The organism is Rothia sp. HMSC069D01 (genome assembly GCF_001810135.1).
Taxonomy (GTDB): domain Bacteria; phylum Actinomycetota; class Actinomycetes; order Actinomycetales; family Micrococcaceae; genus Rothia.
In genome coordinates this window covers 748,688-771,975 of sequence record NZ_KV800108.1, presented here as the reverse complement: position 1 = coordinate 771,975, position 23,288 = coordinate 748,688, and the positions used below count along the sequence as shown (strand labels likewise).

Below are 23,288 nucleotides of genomic sequence, written 5' to 3'. Positions count from 1 at the left end.
TGTGTGACTAGGAACCGACAAAAACAGTTTGGTATCCTAGCAGATAAAGTCATTCTTTAGAGGAAACCTTCAGGCTTAGATTAAGCTGCGGGTCTTCCGAAGCTGGAACACGGAACAATCGAGGAATACATGGACGCTGGAACTCCCCAGAACTACTTGGCAGTCATCAAGGTCGTTGGTATCGGCGGCGGTGGCGTCAACGCAGTCAACCGCATGATTGAGGTTGGTCTGCGCGGCGTTGAGTTCATTGCTATCAACACTGACGCTCAGGCTCTGCTGATGTCCGATGCAGACGTTAAGCTGGACGTTGGTCGTGAGCTGACCCGCGGTCTTGGCGCGGGCGCAAACCCCGAGGTTGGCCGTCAGGCAGCCGAGGATCACGCGCAGGAAATTGAGGAAGTCCTCAAGGGCGCAGACATGGTCTTTGTGACCGCAGGTGAGGGCGGTGGCACCGGTACCGGTGGCGCACCCGTCGTGGCACGTATTGCCCGCTCCCTCGGCGCTCTGACCATTGGTGTGGTGACCCGCCCCTTCACCTTCGAAGGCCGTCGCCGCTCCAACCAGGCTGAGACCGGTATCGCTGCTCTGCGCGATGAAGTTGATACCCTGATCGTTATTCCGAACGACCGACTGCTGTCGATTTCGGATCGCAACGTCTCCATGCTGGACGCATTCAAGTCCGCTGACCAGGTTCTGCTCTCCGGTGTGCAGGGCATTACCGACCTGATCACCACCCCCGGCCTGATCAACCTTGACTTCGCTGACGTTAAGTCCGTCATGCAGGGTGCAGGTTCGGCTCTGATGGGTATCGGCTCGGCATCCGGTGAGGACCGCGCAGTGAAGGCAGCTGAGCTGGCTATCGCTTCGCCGCTGCTGGAAGCATCCATCGACGGTGCGCACGGCGTTCTGCTGTCCATTCAGGGTGGCTCCGACCTGGGTCTGTTCGAGATCAACGAGGCTGCACGCCTGGTTCAGGAAGTTGCTCACCCCGACGCAAACATCATCTTCGGTGCGGTTATTGACGACGCACTGGGCGATGAGGCTCGCGTGACCGTGATTGCTGCTGGCTTCGACGCAGTGAACCCGGAGACCAACTCCAACGCTTCTACCGCTGCTGCTACTCAGGCTCAGCGCACCCAGGCATCCTTCGGCGGTTCCACCGCTGCGGCTGCTTCGGCTGCTAACGGCTACGGCTATAACGCACCCGCTGCTGCTCCGGCTTCCACCGGCGCTGCTGGCTTCGACGTTGACCTTCCCCCGGTTGTGGAGGAAGCTCCTGCTCGCCGCGACACCCTGGACGTCCCTGACTTCCTGAAGTAGTCTGCCCGGCTGTGAACGCATAGGCGTTGCACGGCTGAGAGTCTTATGAAGCTATAGGGGAGCTGAGAAACACGCACATTGTGCTGTTCTCGGCTCCCCTTTGCTATACCCGCCGTTATACCCGCTGACATCTGATGAAGGAATAGAAGATGAGCGATAACCCCAAAACTTCGCTGCTTGCCTCTGCCGATACCCGAACCCTGGGCCCCTGGCGTGTGCGGGTGGGTTTCACCTCCCGCGCGGCGGGCAACCTGGGCCTGCATGTGGACGATGAGCTCGGCGGCGGTATGGATGCCTCCCTGGTGCGCACCCTCAACCACCGTGCCGCGTTGGAGGAGGCGCTGGGTACCGAGCCGTTCTTCTACCTGAACCAGGTGCACGGCGTGCAGATTGCCTACCCGGAAGACTACGCGGTGGAATCCTACGCGCCCGGTGCACCCGAGGAGCGTACCGCTGAGCGTGCCCGCGCGGTGCTGGAGAACTCCCCGGTCGCCGATGCGGCGATTAGCAGTGAGGGCGTGCCCCTGGCGATTATGGTGGCGGACTGCATTCCCGTGGTGCTGGTGGGTGAGCGGGTCGCGAACTGGCAACCAATCCTGGCGGTGGCTCACGCTGGCCGCCGCGGCCTGCTTGATGGCGTGCTTCAGCAGACCGTGCAGCGGATGCGTCAGCTCGGCGCGGAGAAAATTACCGCCTGGCTGGGTCCGAGCATTTGCGGTAGCTGCTACGAGGTGCCCGAGGAGATGCGCACTGAGTCCACCGAACTGATTCCGCAGGTGCATTCGGTGACCAGCCAGCAGACCCCCGGCCTGGATCTGCCCGCCGGTGCCCGCGCCGTGCTGGAGGAGGCGGGCGTGCAGGTGAGCATGGACTGTGCGCAGTGCACGTTTGAGGAGCCCGAGGTGTATTCGCATCGCGGGTTCACGAACCGCGGTGAGAAGCCAGGCCGTATTGCGGGTCTGGTGTGGATTGAGAAGGCGGCAGAGCCCGCCGCCTAGAGCTGCTAAAGATAGAAAGCCGCTGAAGATAGAGCCGCTGAAGGAGAGAAGATGTCTGAAATGAACGTAGAAGAGAACCTGCAGTACACTCCCGAACGTGCCGAGCAGCTGCTGCAGAACTACCGCCGCGTGCTTGAGCGTATCCGCACCGCGGAGCAGGACCACAGCGCCGTGCGTACCGAGGCGAGCGCCCCGGTGCAGCTGGTGACGGTCACGAAGTTCTTCCCCGCCTCCGACGCGGCGGCGCTGCTGGATGGGGGAGTGACCCTCTTCGGTGAGAACCGCGACCAGGAGGCGAGCGGGAAGGCTCGTGAGCTTGCCGCCTACTGCGCCCAGCGTGAGGTGCAGCCCCCGCATTGGGCGTTTATCGGTCAGCTGCAGACGAACAAGGCGAAGTCTGTGGTCAAGTACGCCTCCAGCGTGCATTCGGTGGACCGCCCCTCCCTGGCGGACGCGCTGGCGAAGGCGTACGCGAACCAGCTCTCCCACTTTGAGGCGGGGGAGGCGCCCGCACCCGCGGCGGCGGAGCAGGGCGCGCTGACCTGCCTGGTGCAGGTGTCCCTGGCGGAGGTCGCGACGGCTGGCCACGCCGCCGAGGGCGCGCGCGGCGGTACGAGCGCCTCCGAGCTGCTGGAGCTGGTGGAGCGCATCGAGAATCACGAGCACCTGCGCTGCGGTGGCGTGATGGCGGTGGCACCGCTGGGCATGAACCCGGATGCGGCGTTTGAGAAGCTCTATGGTTTGGCCTCGCTGGTGCGTGAGCAGGTGCCGCACGCGACCGAGATTTCCGCCGGCATGAGCGGCGACCTGGAAGCGGCGGTGCGCTGGGGCTCGACCTGCGTGCGCGTGGGTAGCGACATCATGGGTAAGCGCCCGGCGCTCTAGGCCCTTTAGCCGTTAGTCTTTTCAGCTGATGGGTCTGCTGGCGGCGGCATAATCATCGGTGCCCTGACCACCCGCGCGGGGTGGGCGCTGGTAATATATACATGCCGGTGCATGACGTACCGTCACGCACACACCTTCTGACGAAGCACCACGGCAGAACCTGTACACCACAAGCAAAGAACAGCGAGAGAATCATGGCGAAGCAAAGCCGTCTGGCGGGTTTCCTCGGCCTGGAACGATACCAGGACGCCGAGGCGACGTCGGAAGAATCCCCGCAGGCTGTGCAGGCTGACACCCGCAAGGAGGCGAACGCCTCCGCAGGGCAGGCTGCTACAGCACAGAAGACCGATAGCGCCAACAGGCTCTCAGCACTGCCCGGCTCGGCACAGTACAGCGATGCCGAGTCGCAGAGCGAAACCTACCATCTGCAGGACGAACCCGCCTATACTGAACAGGAAGAGTACCTGCAGGCTGATAGCTACGATGACGGTACAGAAACCGAGTATCTGGACGCAGAAGAACCTGCCGACGGACGAGCAGCCGTAGATGCAGCGGCACACGCCACCGCTCATACACCTGAAACCACAGCTGATCTGGCGGAAACCGAACAGACTTGGGACGACGCCAGCGCAGACAATTGGGAGGACACCCCGGTGCCGAATACCGAATACACCGAGCAGTACGCCGATACGTACTCCAACGACGGCTACTACGAACAGGGCTACGAGCCCGAAGAAACCAACGGATACACCTACGGTTACGAGGAAGAAGAGGACGAATTGCGTCGCATCACCACTATCCACCCCCGCTCCTACAATGACGCAAAGATCATTGGTGAGGCATTCCGCGAGAACATTCCCGTGATTATGAACGTGGAAGAAATGCCTGACGCAGACGCAAAGCGCCTGGTGGACTTCGCATCCGGTCTGGCATTCGCACTGGAGGGCCGCATTGAGCGCGTCACCGCTAAGGTGTTCCTGCTGACCCCCTCCAACCTGGAGGTTCTGGGTGTGGCTAACTCCGAGGTTCCCGCCGGCTTTGAGACCGACGGCGAATTCCCCTTCGACCAGGGCTAAGGACTGATAGATGGGTTATATTTTCGCCCTCATTACGATTATTCTGTACGTTCTCTACGTCTCCATGCTGCTGCGCATGCTCTTTGACTGGGTACGCATGTTCGCTCCGGAGTGGCGACCCAAGGGCTTTGTGTTGCTCTTCGCCAGCGGCGTGTACGCGGTGACGGACTGGCCGATGAACCTGTTGCGTCGTCTGATTCCGCCGGTGCGTGTGGGTAACGTTGCGTTGGATACCGGTTTTCTGATTCTGATTGTTCTGTTGTCTTTGCTGCTGAGCATCATGATGCGGATGACCGCGGCCTTCTCGTAAGCGCCTGCCCGCTAAGAGACGACAGCTGACGAGCACAAACGATAGACCCCCGCCTGCCTGACCCGTTCACGGGTTGAGTGCAGAGCGGGGGTTTTCTGCGCCTGCGTTCTTGTGCTTAGGCTCTGCCTGGGTTCTGTGCTTAGGGTCTGCCTGGGGAGCGTCAAAATGTCTTCTCGAAAACCTTCTCAAAATGCACCGCAGGGCAGAAAACATAAGGGTGGTAGCGGGGACTAGGGCGGATATTAGACGTGGTGAATCCCACCCTTGCGCAGAGCGAATATTTTACGGTTCAACCGACGTATAACCGGGCACAGAAACTAAAGAATAGTAGAATTGGTGCCAACGACTGCATAGCGGAATAGCCATGCCCTGACCCATCGGGACCCTGAATTATTGGGGATCACGACCTATCTGGCTGGTGAATCCGCGGCACCCAACTTCATCACCAAACACCGTAGGGATACCCAGAGGAGAAGCCCATGGCAATCACCCCCGAAGACCTGATCACTAAGAGCTTCAAGATTGTAACCGAAGAGTCCGGTTACGACCGCAACGAGGTCGATGACTTCCTGGACGAGCTCGTTGTCGAACTGCGCGCACTCTACTCCGATCGTGATGCCCTGGAGCGTCAGGTTGAGCAGCTCTCTGCAAACGCACCCGATTCCCCGGCAGCGGCTGTAGCACCCGCACAGTCCTCGGCGGCATCGGCTGCACCTCAGGACGCGGCGGCACTGCTCGCTATGGCTCAGAAGGTCCACGACGACTACGTGGCGCAGGGCGAGAAGGCTAAGGCTGAACTGCTCGAAGAGGCAGAGAGGAAGGCAGACGCTATGGTGAGCGAAGCTCAGCAGCAGCGCGAAGAGGTTCTCTCTCGCCTCACCGACGAGAAGGAAGAGCTGGAGATCGCTGTTGAGGCTCTGCGCGGCTTCGAGAGCCGCTACCGCTCCAAGCTGCTGCAGCACCTGGACGCACAGGTTCAGGAGCTGAAGAACCTCAAGTCCATCGAGGCTTCCGCATAAATCAGCTAACGACGCTTTGAGGCGTATGCCGCCCGGATTCTTTCTCTTCCACCGCTATTCACCGGGGAAGATCGAGAGAACCGGGCGGTATTCTCATGCCCGCCCGGCACGGCCTAAGAACCCAGGGCGCGAAGCGGGGGAGAGCACCCGCCACATCACCACCGAATACTCGATGCACTACCCCGATTTGCTAAGCTAGAGGGGCACTATCGAACGCGAGCGCGACCCGCCTCCGCACCATAGGGCCTCCGCGCCGTAGGCGCAACAACCGGCACAGACCGTCGCAACCGGCACAGACTAGAGGAGAGCTATGACCAACACCCCCAAGACTGCTGAATCCTCAGTCGCACAGGCTAGCGATAACGCTGCCGAAAACACCACCGAAGAAGCTACTGGACGCCGCGTGCGCATCCTTTCGGCTCGCTCCGCGGGGATTCTCGCGCTCGTGCTCGCCGCCGTCGTGTTCGCTATCGACCAGGGCACCAAATACCTGGTCGTTACCCAGATGCAGTTGGGGGAGCGCATCACCGTCATTGACGGGCTACTGTGGTGGTACTCGATTCGTAACTCCGGTGCCGCATTCAGCATGGGTGAGAACGTCACCTGGGTCTTCACCCTCGTCATGGTTGCTGCCGCGGCCGTGGTGCTCTACCTGCTGCGCCGCACCCGCGCTCTGTCCTGGACCCTCGCGCTGGGCGGACTGCTCGGCGGTATCTGCGGCAACCTTTTCGACCGTCTCTTCCGCGAGCCCGGCTTCGGTTCCGGCCACGTGGTTGACTTTATTTCCGTACCGAACTTCGCGATTTTCAATATTGCAGACTCCGCAATCTGCGTGTGCATGGCGTTCATCGTGCTGCTGAACTTCAAGGGCCTGAACCTCAACGGCACCCGCGTGCAGGCGCCCGCTGACGAAACCCCGGCTGACGACAAGAGCACCGACGAAAAGAGCGCCAAGTAGCTCCCCGCCCCGGCTGCATCGCCGTTACACGTGCCTACTAAGACGTTCTCACACAGACGACCCCTCACACAGACAACCAAAGCAAACACCATCCGAAGGAGAGCCGCATGAGCGAAACCACCAACGCCGCCGAAGATACGGCACGCATCCGCGCTGAATTCACCGTTGAAGGCGCGCTCGCCGGTATGCGCCTGGACGCCGCGCTCGCCGGTGCCCTCGATGCGCCGCGCACCCGCACCTCCGGGTGGATTCGTGACGGCCACGTGACCGTGACCAACAACGGCAAGACCGTGAAAATCGGCAAGTCCTACAAGCTTTCCGCAGGGGACGAGGTCGTCGTGGACGCACCCGCACCGCGCGATCTGGCGGACATCCGCCCCGAAAAGGTGGACGGCTTCCGCATCGTGCACCTGGACGAGGATATCGTTGTGGTGGACAAGCCCGCAGGCGTGGCGGCGCACCCCTCACCCGGCTGGCACGGTCCCACCGTCATCTCCGCGCTCATGGGCGAGGGCATTTCGGTTGCCACCTCCGGCGCGGCAGAGCGCCAGGGCATTGTGCACCGCCTGGACGTGGGCACCAGCGGCCTGATGGTCGTAGCCCGCAGCGAACGCGCCTACACCGAACTCAAGCGAGCCTTCAAGGAACGCACCGTGGACAAGGTCTACCACACCCTCGTGCAGGGTCTGCCCGACCCGCTGCGCGGCACCATCGACGCACCCATCGGCCGCCACCCCGGCAACGAATGGAAGTTCGCCGTGGTCGAAGACGGACGCAACTCCATCACCCACTACGATGTGCTCGAAGCCTTCGGCCCCGCATCCCTGGTGGAGGTGCACCTGGAAACCGGGCGCACCCACCAGATTCGTGTGCACTTCTCCGCGCTGCGCCACCCCTGCTGCGGCGACCTGACCTACGGCGCCGACCCGCGCTTTAGCGCCGAACTGGGTCTGACTCGCCAGTGGCTGCACGCGCACCGCCTGGGCTTCGACCACCCCGGTACCGGTGAGCGCGTGACCTTCACCAGCGAGTACCCGCTCGACCTGTCCTACGCGCTGACCGCTCTGCGCGAGGGCAAAGTTCAGCTCGGGTAGACAGCTCGGCTAGGTAGAGCCGCCCGCGGGCCGCCGCATACAGCTTCACATTCACCGCCCATCCTCCAGCCCACACCTCCAGGAGATTCCCGTGGCAACCAAAGAATTTACGCACCTGCACGTGCACACCGAGTACTCCATGCTCGACGGTGCTGCGCGCCTGGGAGACCTGTTCACCCACGCTAAAGAACTCGGCATGAAGTCCATGGCGACCAGTGACCACGGATTCCTCTTTGGTGCCTTCGACTTCTGGCGCCAGGCTAAAGCGCACGACATCAAGCCCATTATTGGTGTGGAGGCGTACCTGACCCCCGGCACGCACCGCACCGACCGTTCACGTGTGCGCTGGGGCGACGGCTCCCGCGACGACGTTTCCGGCGGTGGCGCGTACACCCACATGACCATGTGGGCTGAAACCACCGAGGGTATGCACAACCTGTTCCGTGCCTCCTCGATTGCGTCGCTGGAAGGTCAGCTGTACAAGCCGCGTATGGACCGCGAGGTGCTACAGACCTACTCGAAGGGCCTGATCGCTACCACCGGTTGCCCCTCCGGCGAGATCCAGACGCGCCTGCGCCTGGGCCAGTTCGACGAGGCAATTCAGGCGGCGAGCGACTTCCGCGATATCTTCGGTAAGGATAACTTCTACTGCGAGGTCATGGACCACGGCCTGGACATTGAACGCAACGTCCAGGAGGATTTGCACCGCCTCGCCAAGCAGCTGAACCTGCCCTATGTGGCGACCAACGACCTGCACTACACCCGCCAGGAAGACCACACCGCCCACGCGGCGCTGCTGTGCGTGCAGTCCGGCTCGACCCTGACCGACCCCAAGCGCTTCAAGTTCGACGCGGATAACTTCTACCTGCGCTCGCCCGAGGAAATGTACTCCATTTTTGGTGACATTCCCGGTGCCTGCGAGAACACCCTCGAAATCGCTGAACGCTGCAACGTGGAGTTCAACACCAAGGCAAACTACATGCCGAACTTCCCCGTGCCCGAGGGCGAAAACGAGGAATCCTGGTTCGTGAAGGAAGTTGAAAAGGGTCTGCACTATCGATTCCCGCAGGGTATCCCTGATGTTGTGCGCAAGCAAGCGGAGTACGAGGTGGGGGTTATTACCTCCATGGGCTTCCCCGGCTACTTCCTCGTGGTCGCCGACTTCATCAACTGGGCAAAGCGCAACGGCATCCGCGTGGGTCCCGGCCGTGGCTCCGGTGCAGGCTCGATGGTGGCGTACGCGATGCGCATTACCGAGCTGAACCCGCTCGACCACGACCTGATCTTCGAGCGATTCCTCAACCCCGACCGCGTCTCCATGCCCGACTTCGATGTGGACTTTGACGATCGTCGCCGCGGCGAAGTCATCGACTACGTGACCGAAAAGTACGGTGAAGAGAAGGTCGCGCAGATTGTCACCTTCGGCACCATTAAGGCGAAGCAGGCGCTCAAGGACGCCTCCCGCGTGATGGACCAGCCGTACTCGGTGGGCGAGCGCCTCACCAAGGCGATGCCGCCGGACGTCATGGGCAAGAACATTGCTCTGGCGAACGTGTACAACGAAGAGGATAAGCGCTACGCCGAGGCGGCAGATTTGCGCGCCCTCATTGAGGACCCGGTCGATAAGATTTACGGCCAGGTGTTCGAGACTGCGAAGGGCCTGGAGGGCCTGAAGCGTCAGTGGGGCGTGCACGCCGCGGGCGTGATTATGTCCAGCAAGAATCTGGTGGATGTGATTCCCGTGATGCGCCGCGAGGCTGACGGCCAGGTCATTACCCAGTTCGATTACCCCACCTGTGAGGGCCTGGGCCTGATCAAAATGGACTTCCTGGGTCTGCGTAACCTCACCATCATCTCCGATGCGGTGGAGAACATTAAGGTCAACCGAGGCATCGACCTGGACCTGGAATCCCTGTCTTTGGACGATCCGGAATCGTACCGTCTGCTGGCGCGCGGCGACACCCTCGGCGTGTTCCAGCTCGACGGCGGCCCGATGCGCTCGCTGCTCAAGCTCATGGAGCCCGAGGAGTTCGAGCACATTTCGGCAGTATTGGCGCTGTACCGTCCGGGCCCGATGGGCGCGAACTCGCACACCAACTACGCTCTGCGTAAGAACGGTAAGCAGGAGATCGAGCCGATTCATCCCGAGCTGGAAGAGCCGCTGAAGGATATTCTGGACACCACCTACGGCCTTATTGTGTATCAGGAGCAGGTTATGGCGATTGCCCAGAAGGTCGCGAACTACACTCTGGGTGAGGCAGACCTGCTGCGCCGTGCGATGGGTAAGAAGAAGAAGGCGGAGCTGGATAAGCAGTACGCTACCTTCCACGACGGCATGATTTCTAACGGCTACTCTGAGGGCGCTATTAAGGCGCTCTGGGATATTCTGCTGCCGTTCTCTGACTACGCGTTCAACAAGGCGCACACGGCTGCGTACGGTCTGGTGTCGTACTGGACGGCGTACCTGAAGGCGCATTACCCGCAGGAGTACATGGCTGCACTGCTGACCAGCGTGGGCGATAACAAGGACAAGCTCGCGCTGTACCTGAATGAATGTCGCGCCATGGGCATTACCGTGCTCGCGCCGGATGTGAACGAGTCCACCCTGACCTTCGCCCCTGTCGGTGACGATATCCGCTTCGGTATGGGCGCGATCCGTAACGTGGGCGCGAACGTGGTCGAAGGCATGATTGCCGCCCGCGAGGAGAAGGGCCGCTACGAGTCCTTCAACGACTTCCTGAAGAAGGTGCCGCTGCAGGTGTGCAATAAGCGCACCATCGAGTCGCTCATTAAGGCGGGCGCTTTCGACGACCTGGGCCACACCCGCCGTTCGCTGTCCCTCATTCACGAGGCGGCAGTGGACGCGGCCGTGGCGGTCAAACGTAAGGAAGCGGCGGGTCAGTTCGACCTCTTCGGCTCCCTCGGAATGGATGACGCCCTGGGTGATGAGCTGACCGTGACCATCCCCGACGTGCCCGAGTGGGACCGCCGTGAGAAGCTGAACTTTGAGCGTGACATGCTGGGCCTGTACGTTTCGGACCACCCGCTGCGCGGACTGGAGCGTGCGCTCTCGGATGCCGCAAGCCATTCGGTACACGACATCATCGGTGAAGACTCGCACGTGCGCGACGGCGAAACCGTTACCATTGCGGGTATGCTCACCGGCGTTTCGCGTCGTATCGCCAAGTCCAGCGGTAACCAGTACGCCTCCGTGGAGCTGGAAGACCCCTCGGGCGCAACCATTACGGTCATGTTCTTCTCCCGCGCCTACGAGACGATGGGCGCCGCCCTGGCGGACGACCTCATCTGCTCGATTCGTGGCCGCGTGCAGCGCCGTGACGACGGCAGCGTGAACATGAGCGCGCAGGAAATGCAGATCCTGGAAATCAGCGATGACGGCCGCGCCGCACCCATCACCATCGTGGTACCCGAGTACCTGGTGACCGAGGCGAACCTGAAGGAGCTGAAGGAGACCCTGCGCGACCACAAGGGAACCGCGGATGTGCGCATGCTCATCCGCACCCGCGATAAGGAGCAACTGGTGTTGCTGGATGCGAGCGTGCGCGTGGAACCGAACCCGAGCCTCTTCGGTGAAATCAAGACGATTTTCGGTCCGAGCTGCATTCGACGCTAACAACACGCCCCGCTGAGGGGAATGACAGGGTGGATTCTGCATAGCAGAGTCCACCCTGAGCGTATATTCACTCACAACATACGGTGTACCCGCTGTATATCACGGTAGAATAGGTATAAATATTCTTGAGCGCTGTATACGCGGGCGCCCCTAACGCCCAGCCAAGGAGAAACGAATGTACTGCCCCTATTGCAAGCACACCGACTCGCGCGTGGTGGATTCCCGCACCACCGATGACGGCGCCGCAATTCGCCGCCGCCGCCAGTGCACCTCCTGCGCTCGCCGCTTCACGACCGTTGAAACCACCACCATTTCGGTGATTAAGCGTTCGGGCGTGACCGAGCCCTTCGACCGTTCGAAGATTGCCGCCGGCGTGCGTAAGGCATGCCAGGGTCGCCCCGTGGGTGAGGACGATTTGGCGAAGCTCGCCCAGGAGGTTGAGGAGCTGATTCGTGCCCGCGGTCTGGCGGAGATTAACGCGCACGAGGTGGGTCTGACCATCCTGGAGCCGCTGTCGAAGCTGGACGCGGTCGCCTACCTGCGTTTTGCGAGCGTGTACCAGGCCTTTGAGAACCTTGAAGACTTTGAGGAGGCGATTGCGCGTCTGCGTGAGGACCGCATTGCCCAGTAACTAGCTAGATGAGTAACTATCTAGCCCAGTAGCTCATGAGCTCAGCCGCTGCTATACGCGCGGTTGGCACACAGAAAGGGGCTGTTCCCGAGATAACTATCTCAGGAACAGCCCCTTTAGCCGTAGCTACACTTTACGCTTCGCCGCAGCGCTGACGCGGCCGCGGGTAAAGCGGGAAGTAAATCTTACGCTTCGCCGCGGCGCTGACGCTCAGGCAGCATACCGCCAGCCCACAGTGCCGCACCCACAATACCGGCGTTATTGCGCAGAGCAGCCATGACCATGGGGGTACGGATGTGGTCCTCAAAGTAAGGCATGAACTTCTCCGGGTTCTTGGAGATGCCGCCGCCAATGATGAACAGGTCGGGGGAGAAGAGCATCTGAACGTGGTCGAAGTAGCGGTACAGGCGCTTACCGTACTTCTTCCAGGACAGCTCGTGCACCTCGCGGGCACGCGCGGAAGCCTGAGACTCGGCGTTGTGGCCGTCAATCTCCAGGTGACCCAGCTCGGTGTTCGGGATCAGCTTACCGTCGTTGATGAGGGCGGAGCCGATGCCGGTGCCCAGGGTGATGACAGCAATCAGGCCGTCACGGTTACGGCCCTGACCGTAGGTTGCCTCAGCCAGACCGGCTGCGTCAGCGTCGTTGAGACCGTAGACGGTACGGCCGCCCAGCGCCTCGCTCATGACCTGCTCCAGGTCGGTGTTAATCCAGGAATCGTCCACGTTAGCTGCGGAGAAGACCATGCCGTTCTTCACCACTGCGGGGAAGTCGATGCCGACAGCGGACTCGGGATCCGGTGCCAGGTCGCGACCCTGCAGCTCGTCGACTACGCGGCGTACAACCTCAGCCACAGCGGCGGGGGTTGCGGGCTTGGGGGTGTCAATGCGGAAACGGTCCGAAACGAGGTTACCGGTGCGCAGGTCGACGATGCCGCCCTTAATGCCGGTGCCTCCAATGTCCACACCAATCTGCAGGTCCTTGGGGGTGGGTTCGGGCAGGTCGTTGATGAGGCCGGGCTCAGCGTAGTTAGCCATGATTTCCTTTCTTTCCTTCGCCTGAGCGGAGGAACATATCTGCGCTATCGAGTGATAATGAATAGATGGTCCGGCAGGTTAGCCGTAAAACTTAGATGCCTAAGACAACAACTTAGGGCAGGGTGAGGATGTCCGCGCCGTCAGCGGTCACCACGAGGGTGTGCTCGAACTGCGCGGTGCGCTTGCGGTCGCGGGTGACCACGGTCCAGTCGTCGTCCCACAGGTCCCATTCGATGGTGCCGAGGGTCAGCATGGGCTCGATGGTGAAAATCATGCCCTCACGAATCTCGGTGTCGTAGGCGGGTGCCGCATCGTAGTGGGGGATGATGAGGCCCGAGTGGAACTCACGACCCACACCGTGACCGGTGTAGTCGCGAACCACGCCGTAACCGAAACGTGCCGCGTACTTCTCAATGACGCGACCAATCACGTTAATCTGGCGACCCGGCTTCACAGCCTTAATCGCACGGTTCAGGGACTCCTCGGTGCGCTCAACTAGCAGGCGGGACTCTTCGTCCACGTTGCCGATGAGCAGGGTCTTGTTGGTGTCGCCGTGCATGCCGTCCAGGTATGCGGTGACGTCCAGGTTGAGGATGTCGCCGTCCTCCAGCACGGTGGAGTCCGGGATGCCGTGGCAGATGACCTCGTTCAGGGAGGTGCACACGGACTTGGGGTAGCCGCGGTAATCCACGGTGGAGGGGTACGCGCCGTGGTCGCAAATGTACTCGTGGACCAGCACGTCAATTTCGTCGGTGGTGGTGCCGGGTACGCAAATCTTGGATGCTTCAACGATGGCGCCTGCCGCGATCTTGCCGGCTGCGCGAACCCGCTCAACTTCCTCGGGGGTGTACATGTTCGAGTCGTTACCCTCGTTGGCGGTGGGCTTACCCACGTACTCGGGGCGAACAATGTGCGAGGGGACCGGGCGCATGGGGGTGACGCGTCCGGGGGTCAGGCAACCGACGGGTGCTCGACCGGGCTCTGCGGGAAGATTATGCGAAGTATTCGTTTTGGTTGAAGACATAGTTTCATCTTACCGGGCGTGGGCGGGTTGTGTCCCTTGCGGGGGCGCTAAAAAGCGGCGGATACATAAGCCGTACCTTTTTCCCAGATTGTGAATAAAATTCCATACACCCTAGCGGCAAAACCGCGCGGCGGGGAGCGGAGGAGAAGACAGGGGAAAAGGGGAGGAACACCGCGAGAAGCTTCGCCCGCCTCATTGCCACGAACCTGGGCGCGTGAGATGCTAGACATACTGACTCAATACCGTTGAAGGAGAACCCATGAGTGAGAAGAAAAGCCACCTGAGCGAAGCCATCGAATCGGCGGTCGAAAAGACCCTGAACTCCGCGACCGAAGCCACCAGCCCGCACCCCGAAGAGTACTGGTACAACCTCAAAACCGGTCAGGTTGAACGCGGCCAGCAGAGCGCCGTCACCTCCCTGTGGGGCCCCTTCAAAACCTACGAGGAGGCGGCACACGCCATGGACCGCGCCCGCGAACGCAACGACGCCTGGGAAAAGGACGGCGGCTGGCTCTAAAGAACGAGCACCCTCAGCCATACCCAACGCCCTCAGCAACGCTCAAGGCGCACGCCGCCCAACAGGCATACAGCGTGAGACGCAAAGTATTTTGAAACTCAAAGACCCCCGCACCCGGAGCACCGGATACGGGGGTCTTTCTTCTCAAGCTTTCTTCTAAACCTAAAGCCTATTCAAAGCTGTGCTCAGCCGCCGGGAACTCACCCGAACGAACCTGCTCACGATAAGCACGCGCAGCGTCCTCCATGATTTGGCCGACCTGCGCAAACTGCTTCACAAAACGCGGCACGCGACCGGCACGAACACCCATCATGTCCTGCCACACCAGCACCTGACCGGTCGTCACATTCGAGGCACCAATACCGATGGTCGGCACAGCGCCCACAGTCTCATCCACCAGCTGCGCGGTCTGGGAGGTCACCATCTCCATGAGCACGCAGAACGCGCCAGCCTCAGCCAGCGCCACCGCATCCTCACGGACACGCTCAGACGCATCGCCGCGGCCCTGCACACGGAAACCACCCAGGGCATGCTCCGACTGCGGGGTGAAACCAACATGCGCCACCACCGGAATACCGGTACGCACCAGGGCACGAACCCACTCAGCCATCGAAGCATCCGCCTCAATCTTGACCGCGTGTGCACCGCCCTCCTTCATCAGGCGAACAGCGCTCGCCACCGCCTGCTGCGGGGACTGTTCATAAGAACCAAACGGCAAATCAGCAACCACCATGGCGCGGGATGCACCGCGAGAAACCGCCGCAACCAGTGGAATCATCTCATCCAGGGTAATGGTCAGGGTGGACTCGTAGCCGAGCACCACATTCGCCGCTGAATCGCCCACCAGCAGCATGTCGATGCCGGCGCGATCAAAAATCTGCGCCGTCAGGGCGTCGTAGCAGGTCAGCATGGAGAACTTCTGCCCGGTCGCCTTAGCCTGCGCCAGGTGAACGGTACGCACCTTCTTGACGGTGTCCAGGTCAAAAGGCTTCGATTCAGAAGTAGTCGCGGGAGCCGCCGCAGAGGTAGCGGCAGGCTGTGCCGCGTAGGGCGAAGAGATCTCGGAAGAACGCTCAGTAGTCATGCTGACTATTCTAACCCTGCACGGTACCAACCTGGCGTATCGCTCACCACGAGGGAACAACTATGCCTAGTTCCAGATGAGGTTGATGTAGTAGGTCGGGAACGACGCAGCGGCGTTCTTATTCATCAGCTCCGGAATAGCGGAAGAAGCATCCTCAAACTCACGCGGCAGATCGCGCTGAATGAGCGCCTGCTGCACCAGCGCATCCCAGTAGAGCTGGGTGATCGAGTAGGTGCAGACTTCCTTCACGACGTCCTCCGCGTAGGACTCCCACGCCGCCTTCGCCGCATCATCAGAGCCGAAGAAACCCTCGTAGCCCTGAGATAGACCGGTATCGCATGCGCTCACCGCGTTCTTCGCGTACTGCAACCAGTAGCTGCGGCTCAACTCATCGGTCGTGTTGAACGTAAATGCCTCATAGTCTGCCTTCAGCAGGGCATACGAGGCCTGAATAGAACCGGCGAGCGGGGCGTGCGAAGAGAAGACAATAACGTCCAGAAGAGCGGCAATGTACTCCATCTGCGCCTTCTCGTACGCAATACCGGACGGCTGAACCGGGCCAGAATGCATCTGCACCAGCGCCTCCACCGCGTTCAGGAAACGCTCAATGTCGGCGGTCGCCTTCACCATCAGATTCAGCAGACGCTGAACACACTGATAATCCTCAGAAATCTGCGAGAACAAACCGTAGGACAGGATGCCGCGCTCCGAAGCCGCCGCCGCCAGAATCTGGCTCGTTAGACGCTGGCTCTCCGCCTCAGCCTTCGCAACAGTCAACAGCAGGGCACCGCAATATGCCAGGGCGCGACCATCCACCAGCTGAGGCTGCTGCTGATGCAACGGCAGAAGACGCTCATGAAGCTGACGGAAAATCGCGCTCTGCATCAGAGCCTTCTTGCCCAGCTCCTCAGTCTTCAACAGCACGGTATCCGCCGAGAAATCACGCGGAACAAAACGGCGCGCATCCGGCGCAGTAAACGGCGAATAGGGGCGACCCATCACCGGATGCAACAGCGACATCGTGGTAAACAGCGAAAAACGAGCCGCCACCGGCCCCAGCGAATCCGGGTAGTTCGGCGCATCCGGCGCGTTGACACGCTCCGTGCACAGCGTCAGCCAGGTCTGCTCCACCGCCCGATCAGACGCAATGCCAACACCCATACCCAGGATGCTCTCACCGAACGCCTCCGAAGGGAGCTTACCGGGGTTCATGGCACGCGCCTGCATGAGCGCCACAGCCAGCTCCACCGTATAGTTCGTGCGGCGCTTCTTGCCCGCCTCGTCAAGATTCTGGAACGGACGTACACCCGCAATCTTCTGACCGCGCGCCAGCGTATGCAGCTCCTTGCTCATCGCGAACTGCTGCGGGTTACGCTGCATCATCTTCGACACCTCGTAAGCGCTCTTACGGTTCAGCTTCTCACGGCGCTGAGCACCCTCAGCGGACAGCGCATCATATTTGCCGCGGCTTGCGTGAACATACCAGGCACGAAGTAGCTGAAGCGGCAGGAAGAAGAAAGTGTACTTCCACGACCACGTGAAGAGCAGGATCGGAATGACCGCCATCGACCCCACGCGCCCCGTATAACCGAGCCAAAGAAGCTCTACAAACGCACCCACCACCGCAAAGAGCGCCACGGTGCGAGTCCTAAACGCCACGCGGGAGGGGCGATCCAGCAGATAGGTCGTGCCACCAGACTTGCTGTTCTTCATGACTGTCGGGCCAAAGACCGCAACCGCAAAAAGGCAGACCAGGTACAACACCAAGAAAACAATGGGGGCGGCAATAAGTAGTAGCCACTCTAAACCGGTAGGATCAGCGGCAACGATGCTGGTCGCCAGCGGAAGCTGCGCCAATGGAAACTGCTCCGACGGAAACTGCACAGTCGAGGGAAGAATGGAATGTAGCATACTCCCATTATCGCAAGGCGACCCCGCTCCCCGCCCCGAGAACCGTCATATGCTAGGTATCTGAACCTGCTTGGCATCTGAGTAAAACCCACACCGCAGAAAAAGTGGGGGAGCGCCCCTCCTCGCATCGCCCAGAATCTGATCTACCGAGGCGCACGAGCGAGACACGAGCGAGAATTTACACAAACGAAACCTTCCACCCGCGCGACGCACAGCAGAACCCGATAGGCTAGATAACAACAGGACACACGCCGGGGCAAGGAGGCGCCAGCACCGCTGGCACGCAACACTGCGGAACCCCCTGGAATCCTCTGGAATCCCATGGGACATGCAGGGCTTTCCGCAGCAGGGTCTTCCACACCTCGGCAGCAAATTTAGCGCGCCTCCGCCACCCGCAGACGGGTACCACGCGGATGCGCGCCCGCACCGAGAGGGCAACTCATGGACCGCCAACAGGAATTTGTACTGCGCACCATCGAAGAGCGCGACATCCGCTTCATCCGCCTCTGGTTCACCGACGTGGTCGGCACCCTCAAATCCGTTGCGCTCGCACCGGCTGAAGTAGAAAGCGCCTTCGATGAGGGCCTGGGCTTTGACGGCTCCTCGATTGAGGGTTTCTCCCGCATCTACGAATCTGACATGCTGCTGCAGCCGGACCCCTCCACCTTCCAGATCCTGCCCTGGCGCGGCGAGGAAGACTACACCTCCCGCATGTTCTGTGACGTGCTCACCCCCGACGGTGAGATTAGCGCATCCGACACCCGCGGCGTGCTCAAGCGCGTGCTCAACAAGGCCGCGGAGATGGGCTTCACCTGCTACACTTCGCCCGAAATTGAGTTCTACCTGCTCGAATCCTCCAAGCTCGGCGCCGACGGATTCCCCGTGCCCGTGGACTACGAATCCTACTTCGACCACACCCCCGGCGGCATCGTGCAGGACTTCCGCCGCAAGGCAGTGACCATGCTCGAAGAAGTCGGCATCTCCGTCGAATTCAGCCACCACGAAACCGGCCCCGGCCAGAACGAAATCGACCTGCGCCACGCCGACGCCCTGCAGACCGCCGACAACGTCATGACCTTCCGCACCGTCATCAAGGAAGTCGCCTACTCGCTCGGCATGTACGCAACCTTCATGCCCAAGCCCTTCACCAAGTACGCCGGTAGCGGCATGCACACCCACTTCTCCCTCTTCGAAGGCGACACCAACGCATTCTTTGAAGCCGGCGCCGAATACCAGCTGTCCAAGACCGCACGCCACTTCATTGCCGGTGTGCTCAAGCACGCCCCCGAATTCACCGCGGTCACCAACCAGTTCATCAACTCCTACAAGCGTCTCTGGGGCGGCGGCGAGGCACCCTCCTACGTCTCCTGGGGCCACAACAACCGCTCCGCCCTCGTGCGTGTGCCCCTGTACAAGCCGAATAAGATGCAGTCCGCCCGCATCGAGTACCGCGGCCTGGACTCGGCATCGAACCCGTACCTCGCCTACGCGGTGATTCTCGCCGCAGGTCTGAAGGGCATCGAAAACGAGTACCCGCTCATGCCCGCCGTGACCGAAGACCTCGCCGCCATGACCAACGCCGAACGCCGCGCCATGGGCTACAACCCGCTGCCGGCGTCCCTGCGTGAAGCCATCAATATCACCGAAGAATCCGAGTTCATGGCGGAGGTTCTGGGCGAGCAGGTCTTCGAGCAGTTCCTGCGCAATAAGCGCGCCGACTGGGACCAGTACCAGGCTCAGGTGACCCCGTACGAGCTCAAGCACAACCTCGGAATCCTCTAAATGAGTAACCGCTGACAGCCTCAGGGCGGTACCCGCTACCGGTAACACGCCGGCGGGTACCGCCCACAGGTCTATCAAATGCACCTATCAGCTGCACCGTTCACCGCCGATTTTTAGCCGCCGATTTTTGCTGGCGAAATTTATACTTTCCACCCCGGATCTACTCTCCACCCACAGTTCTTTCCCCAGTTCTCTACCCACGGTTCTCACGCTATGACTGACAGCTCCCACTACCCGGCCACCGGGCTCATCCGCATTATCGACCCCGCCAAAGAACCCAAACCGCTCACCGATATCGCCCCCGACGCACTCGACGACGAACAACGCGCCGAAGCCGAACGCAAAGCCCAGCTACGCCTGCGCACCCGCATGATCGCCACCGGCTTCCACGACCCGTCCAAAGCAGAACGCTGGCTCAACGCACCCGAACTGAAGCACGTCTCGCAGGATGCGCTCTTTGCCGGGCTGCGCCTCGCACCCTCACCGGATATTGCCCTGCCCGCCCTCGTGCGCCTCATCGAGAAGCACCCGGTGGTCGCCGAACGCGCCAACCGCGGCGAAGAAGAATTCGGAATGTACCGACTGCTCGGCGCGTCCCAGGCGATTGGCGATTTTCTCTACCGCCGCCCCGAACACATTGACCCGCTCTTCGACACGCAGGTGTACCCGGCTGAGAGCGCGCTGATTCGCTCCCAGCACCCGGCGTCAATCCTGCCGGAAACCGACGGGGAATTCCTGACCCCCATCGCACCGCTGGATACCCCCTACCGCCGCGATATCCTCACCGCCCTCGGCGCCGACCCCCACGCGGAGCGTCCGCGCGCTGCCGCCGAACAGACCGGCAAAGACGGCTACGTGACCCTGCGCGTTGCCTACCGCGCCGCCCTGGCGCGCATCGCCCTGCTCGACGTGTGCTGTGAAGACCCGGTCGAAATGATGCCCACCATCGGTCGTCACCTCGCCGATTTGGCAGCCGCCGCGCTGGAGGGCGCGCTCGCTATTGCGCGCACCGAAGTAGCGGAGGGACTGGGGCCCGGTCTGGCGGCTCCTCGCCGAGGCGAAGCCGTAGACGCCCTGGACTTGGCGATTATCGGTATGGGTAAGTGCGGTGCCCGCGAGCTGAACTACATCTCTGACGTTGACGTGGTGTACGTGGTTGCGCCCGTGGAACCCGCCGCCGCTGGCGCCGCGCCCAATGCCGGGGCAGAGAGGGAGAGCGCCCCGCTCAAGCTCACCGAGAACGAATGTTCCACCATCGGCACGGAACTCGTGCACGCCCTCACCCGCGCCATCATGGGCCCCGCACCCGAACCCGCCCTCTGGGAGGTCGACGCGAACCTGCGCCCCGAGGGTAAGGACGGCCCGCTGGTTCGCACCGTCGAATCCTACGTTCAGTACTACAAGCGCTGGGCAGAAAACTGGGAGTTCCAGGCGCTGCTCAAGGCGCGCCCCATCGCCGGTTCGGCGCAGCTGGGTGCCCGCTACGCCCGCGCAATTGACCCCTTCGTGTGGGAGTCCGCCGCCCGTGAATCCTTCGTGGAATCCGTGCAGGCGATGCGCGCCCGCGTGACCGACAATATCCCTTCGCACCAGGTGGACCGTCAGATTAAGCTGGGCCCGGGCGGCCTGCGCGATATTGAGTTCACCGTGCAGCTGCTGCAGCTTGTGCACGGTCGAACCGACCCCGCCGTGCGCACCAAGTCCACCGTGGATTCTCTCGCGGCGCTGACCGCCGTCAGCTACATTAGCCGCACCGACGCCGAAGCGTTCAGCCGCGACTACAAGAAGCTACGCGTGCTCGAGCACCGCATCCAACTGCAGCAGCTGCGCCGCACCCACCTGATGCCCGAGAAGGATGCCGAACAGCGCGCCCTCGCCCGCTCGATCCTCTCCCCGGAACGCAACGGCACGCTCTCCGCCGAGCAGATGCTCAAGGCATGGCAGAAAATTAAACGGAACGTCCGTTCACTGCACGAGCGGATCTTCTTCCGCCCGCTGCTCGCCGCCGTCTCCACGCTCAGCCGCGACGAAGTGGTGCTCAGCGAACAGGCGGCACAGGACCGCCTCGCTGCCCTCGGCTACCGCGACCCGCGCGGCGCCATGCGCCACATCAAGGCGCTCACCACGGGACTTTCCCGCAGTGCAGACATTCAGCGGCACCTCATGCCCGTACTACTGGGCTGGTTCGCCCGCGGCGTGGACGCGGATGCCGGTCTGCTCGGATTCCGTATCGTCTCCGAATCGCTCGGCAGCACCAGCTGGTACCTGCGCATGCTCCGCGACTCACCCGCAGCCGCCGAACGCCTCAGCCAGATACTTTCCAGCTCGCGCCCCATGACCGACCTGCTCGAGGACGCCTCCGCCTCCATCGCCTGGCTGGACAAGGTCGCTGACCTCAAACCGCTGGGGGAGGAGGCGCTTGCTTCCGAGGTTTCCTCGCTGCTGGCACGCCACGAGGACGCCGCCGAGGCGATGCGCGCCGTGCGTTATATGCGTCGGCGTGAGACTCTGCGCACTGCCATGGGGTGGACTCTGGGCATCGTCGACATTGAGGACACCTGCGCCGGTCTTGCCGCCATCGACGAGTGCACAATCGGTGCGGCGTTGCAGATTGCCCTGCGTGAGCTCCAAGCGGCACCGGAAGGCGCTGAACCCGCCGAAGCTGAGGAGACAGCGGGGGAGAAGCTACTCACCCGCATCGCCGTCATCGGCATGGGCCGCCTCGGCGGCGCCGAGAACGGCTTCGGCTCCGACGCGGACGTCATGTTCGTCCACGAACCCCTCGACGGCGCAGACGAGGACGCCGCACAGGAACAGGCGGCACGCATTGTCAACCGCACCCTGGCGCTCCTCAAGCAGCCCGTCAAGCCCGCCATTCGCGCCGAACGGCCCCTCGACGTGGACGCCGACCTGCGCCCCGAAGGCAAGCAGGGCGCTATCGTGCGCTCGCTGGACTCCTACCGCTCCTACTACGAACGCTGGGCGGAAACCTGGGAGTTCCAGGCGCTCACCCGCGCCCGCCCCATCGCCGGCGACGAAGAGCTCGGCGAGGCTTTCGTGGAGCTCATCGACCCGTACCGCTACCCGGCAAATTTCGCGCCCGAACAGGTGCAGCAGATTCGCCGCATGAAAGCGCGCGTTGAAAACGAACGCATGCCGCACGGCGCCGACCGCACCCGCCAGCTCAAGCTCGGCCGCGGCGGCCTCTCCGACGTGGAATGGCTGGTCCAGCTCGTACAGCTACGCCACGCGCACGCCGTGCCGGGGTTGCGCACCACCTCCACGCTGAAGGCGCTAAACGCCGCGGTTGAGGCGGGGCTGGTCGAGGCCGCGGACGCTGAAATCCTCAGTGGCGCCTGGCTGCTCGCCACGAAGATCCGCGGCGGCAACGTACTGCGCGGCGTGCGCCAATCCGACACCCTACCCTCGGGACGCGCCGACCTGGAAGCAATCGCCCGCTGGTGCGGATACCCGGCCGGCAGTGCCCGCGCCCTCGAAGAAGACTACCTGCGCCAAACTCGCAACGCCCGCAAGGTCTACGAACGCCTCTTCTTCGAAGAGCTCTAGAGACTCCAGAAAAACATGAGCCTGGCATTTTTGTCGGTGCGGATTTCTGATGCGGATTTCATAGGGGAGGGGCGGGGAACCTGGCTCCCCGCCCCTCCTTTTCGTGTCCTTGTGAAAAATTTTGTGGACGTTTCGCGGATATCGTGGCGGGCATTGTGTGCCCGCCGCTATCCTCGCGGGAACAGTAACCATCCCAAAACCCCGAAAATGTGACCGGCACCATGAAAATAAATTTTGCTCGCACACCTCAAAAACGAGCCCAAATACCCCGTTCTGCCCCGGAAACACGCGGAACACAAGATGATCTACAAAGGATTTGGCAAACACTCAAAAACCCCGTATAGTATTTACCTGTCAGCACGACGGAGCGAAAAACTCCAACGGAATGATTCAAATTGAATACGCTGATATGCGGTTGTAGCTCAGTTGGTAGAGCACCAC

16 protein-coding genes and 1 pseudogene are annotated in these 23,288 nt (G+C 61.8%); 13 read left to right on the top strand and 4 right to left on the bottom strand.

What is annotated here, in order from left to right; genetic code table 11:
- The first annotated feature begins 129 nt into the window (after window positions 1-129).
- The 10 genes and pseudogenes from ftsZ to nrdR all read left to right on the top strand — a co-directional run bounded on the left by ftsZ (window position 130) and on the right by nrdR (window position 11,925).
- Window positions 130-1,320, top strand: coding sequence for a cell division protein FtsZ (ftsZ, locus tag HMPREF2710_RS07510; RefSeq protein ID WP_070600408.1), 1,191 nt, complete (start codon window positions 130-132; stop codon window positions 1,318-1,320).
- A 149-nt stretch (window positions 1,321-1,469) separates the two neighbouring features.
- Window positions 1,470-2,318, top strand: coding sequence for a purine nucleoside phosphorylase YfiH/LACC1 family protein (locus HMPREF2710_RS07505; RefSeq protein ID WP_070600406.1), 849 nt, complete (start codon window positions 1,470-1,472; stop codon window positions 2,316-2,318).
- Window positions 2,319-2,369: 51 nt separating this feature from the next.
- Entirely contained in the window at window positions 2,370-3,203 is an 834-nt protein-coding gene (locus tag HMPREF2710_RS07500) for a YggS family pyridoxal phosphate-dependent enzyme (protein WP_049337577.1), read from the top strand.
- Between the two features lie 764 nt (window positions 3,204-3,967).
- Window positions 3,968-4,279, top strand: a pseudogene (locus HMPREF2710_RS09570) (cell division protein SepF); the annotation flags it as partial.
- A 10-nt stretch (window positions 4,280-4,289) separates the two neighbouring features.
- The gene (locus HMPREF2710_RS07490) at window positions 4,290-4,589 is read left to right on the top strand and encodes a YggT family protein (RefSeq protein ID WP_070600404.1); all 300 of its coding nucleotides are present in this window, start codon (window positions 4,290-4,292) and stop codon (window positions 4,587-4,589) included.
- Window positions 4,590-5,068: 479 nt separating this feature from the next.
- Entirely contained in the window at window positions 5,069-5,608 is a 540-nt protein-coding gene (locus HMPREF2710_RS07485) for a DivIVA domain-containing protein (protein ID WP_049340716.1), read from the top strand.
- A gap of 310 nt (window positions 5,609-5,918) precedes the next feature.
- A complete protein-coding gene (gene lspA, locus HMPREF2710_RS07480) occupies window positions 5,919-6,566 on the top strand; it encodes a signal peptidase II (RefSeq protein ID WP_096740709.1) in 648 nt (215 codons plus the stop codon).
- A 107-nt stretch (window positions 6,567-6,673) separates the two neighbouring features.
- The gene (locus HMPREF2710_RS07475) at window positions 6,674-7,660 is read left to right on the top strand and encodes an RluA family pseudouridine synthase (RefSeq protein WP_005506532.1); all 987 of its coding nucleotides are present in this window, start codon (window positions 6,674-6,676) and stop codon (window positions 7,658-7,660) included.
- A gap of 91 nt (window positions 7,661-7,751) precedes the next feature.
- Window positions 7,752-11,294 (top strand): DNA polymerase III subunit alpha, encoded by a 3,543-nt coding sequence (dnaE, locus tag HMPREF2710_RS07470; RefSeq protein ID WP_070600402.1) that lies wholly within the window; start codon window positions 7,752-7,754, stop codon window positions 11,292-11,294.
- 175 nt (window positions 11,295-11,469) lie between these two features.
- Window positions 11,470-11,925 carry a transcriptional regulator NrdR gene (gene nrdR, locus HMPREF2710_RS07465; protein WP_005506525.1) on the top strand — a complete coding sequence of 152 codons (456 nt, stop codon included), beginning with the start codon at window positions 11,470-11,472 and terminating at the stop codon, window positions 11,923-11,925.
- A gap of 185 nt (window positions 11,926-12,110) precedes the next feature.
- Here the strand turns inward: nrdR and ppgK are convergent, their stop codons facing one another.
- Window positions 12,111-12,962, bottom strand: a complete 852-nt coding sequence (gene ppgK / locus HMPREF2710_RS07460; RefSeq protein ID WP_070600400.1) for a polyphosphate--glucose phosphotransferase — start codon at window positions 12,960-12,962, stop codon at window positions 12,111-12,113.
- A gap of 112 nt (window positions 12,963-13,074) precedes the next feature.
- Window positions 13,075-13,986, bottom strand: coding sequence for a type I methionyl aminopeptidase (gene map / locus HMPREF2710_RS07455; protein ID WP_049350342.1), 912 nt, complete (start codon window positions 13,984-13,986; stop codon window positions 13,075-13,077).
- A 259-nt stretch (window positions 13,987-14,245) separates the two neighbouring features.
- Between map and HMPREF2710_RS07450 the strand changes: the two genes are divergently transcribed.
- A complete protein-coding gene (locus tag HMPREF2710_RS07450; protein ID WP_083303513.1) occupies window positions 14,246-14,503 on the top strand; it encodes a hypothetical protein in 258 nt (85 codons plus the stop codon).
- A gap of 169 nt (window positions 14,504-14,672) precedes the next feature.
- On the opposite strand, the gene panB is transcribed toward HMPREF2710_RS07450, so the two are convergent.
- Entirely contained in the window at window positions 14,673-15,587 is a 915-nt protein-coding gene (gene panB, locus HMPREF2710_RS07445) for a 3-methyl-2-oxobutanoate hydroxymethyltransferase (protein WP_070600398.1), read from the bottom strand.
- A 66-nt stretch (window positions 15,588-15,653) separates the two neighbouring features.
- Window positions 15,654-17,498, bottom strand: a complete 1,845-nt coding sequence (locus HMPREF2710_RS07440; RefSeq protein ID WP_070600396.1) for a geranylgeranyl pyrophosphate synthase — start codon at window positions 17,496-17,498, stop codon at window positions 15,654-15,656.
- A gap of 441 nt (window positions 17,499-17,939) precedes the next feature.
- Here HMPREF2710_RS07440 and glnA point away from each other — a divergent pair, with 441 nt between their 5' ends.
- Window positions 17,940-19,280 (top strand): type I glutamate--ammonia ligase, encoded by a 1,341-nt coding sequence (gene glnA / locus HMPREF2710_RS07435; protein WP_012903787.1) that lies wholly within the window; start codon window positions 17,940-17,942, stop codon window positions 19,278-19,280.
- Window positions 19,281-19,493: 213 nt separating this feature from the next.
- Window positions 19,494-22,847 carry a bifunctional [glutamine synthetase] adenylyltransferase/[glutamine synthetase]-adenylyl-L-tyrosine phosphorylase gene (locus tag HMPREF2710_RS07430; RefSeq protein ID WP_210388908.1) on the top strand — a complete coding sequence of 1,118 codons (3,354 nt, stop codon included), beginning with the start codon at window positions 19,494-19,496 and terminating at the stop codon, window positions 22,845-22,847.
- Window positions 22,848-23,288 lie beyond the last annotated feature (441 nt).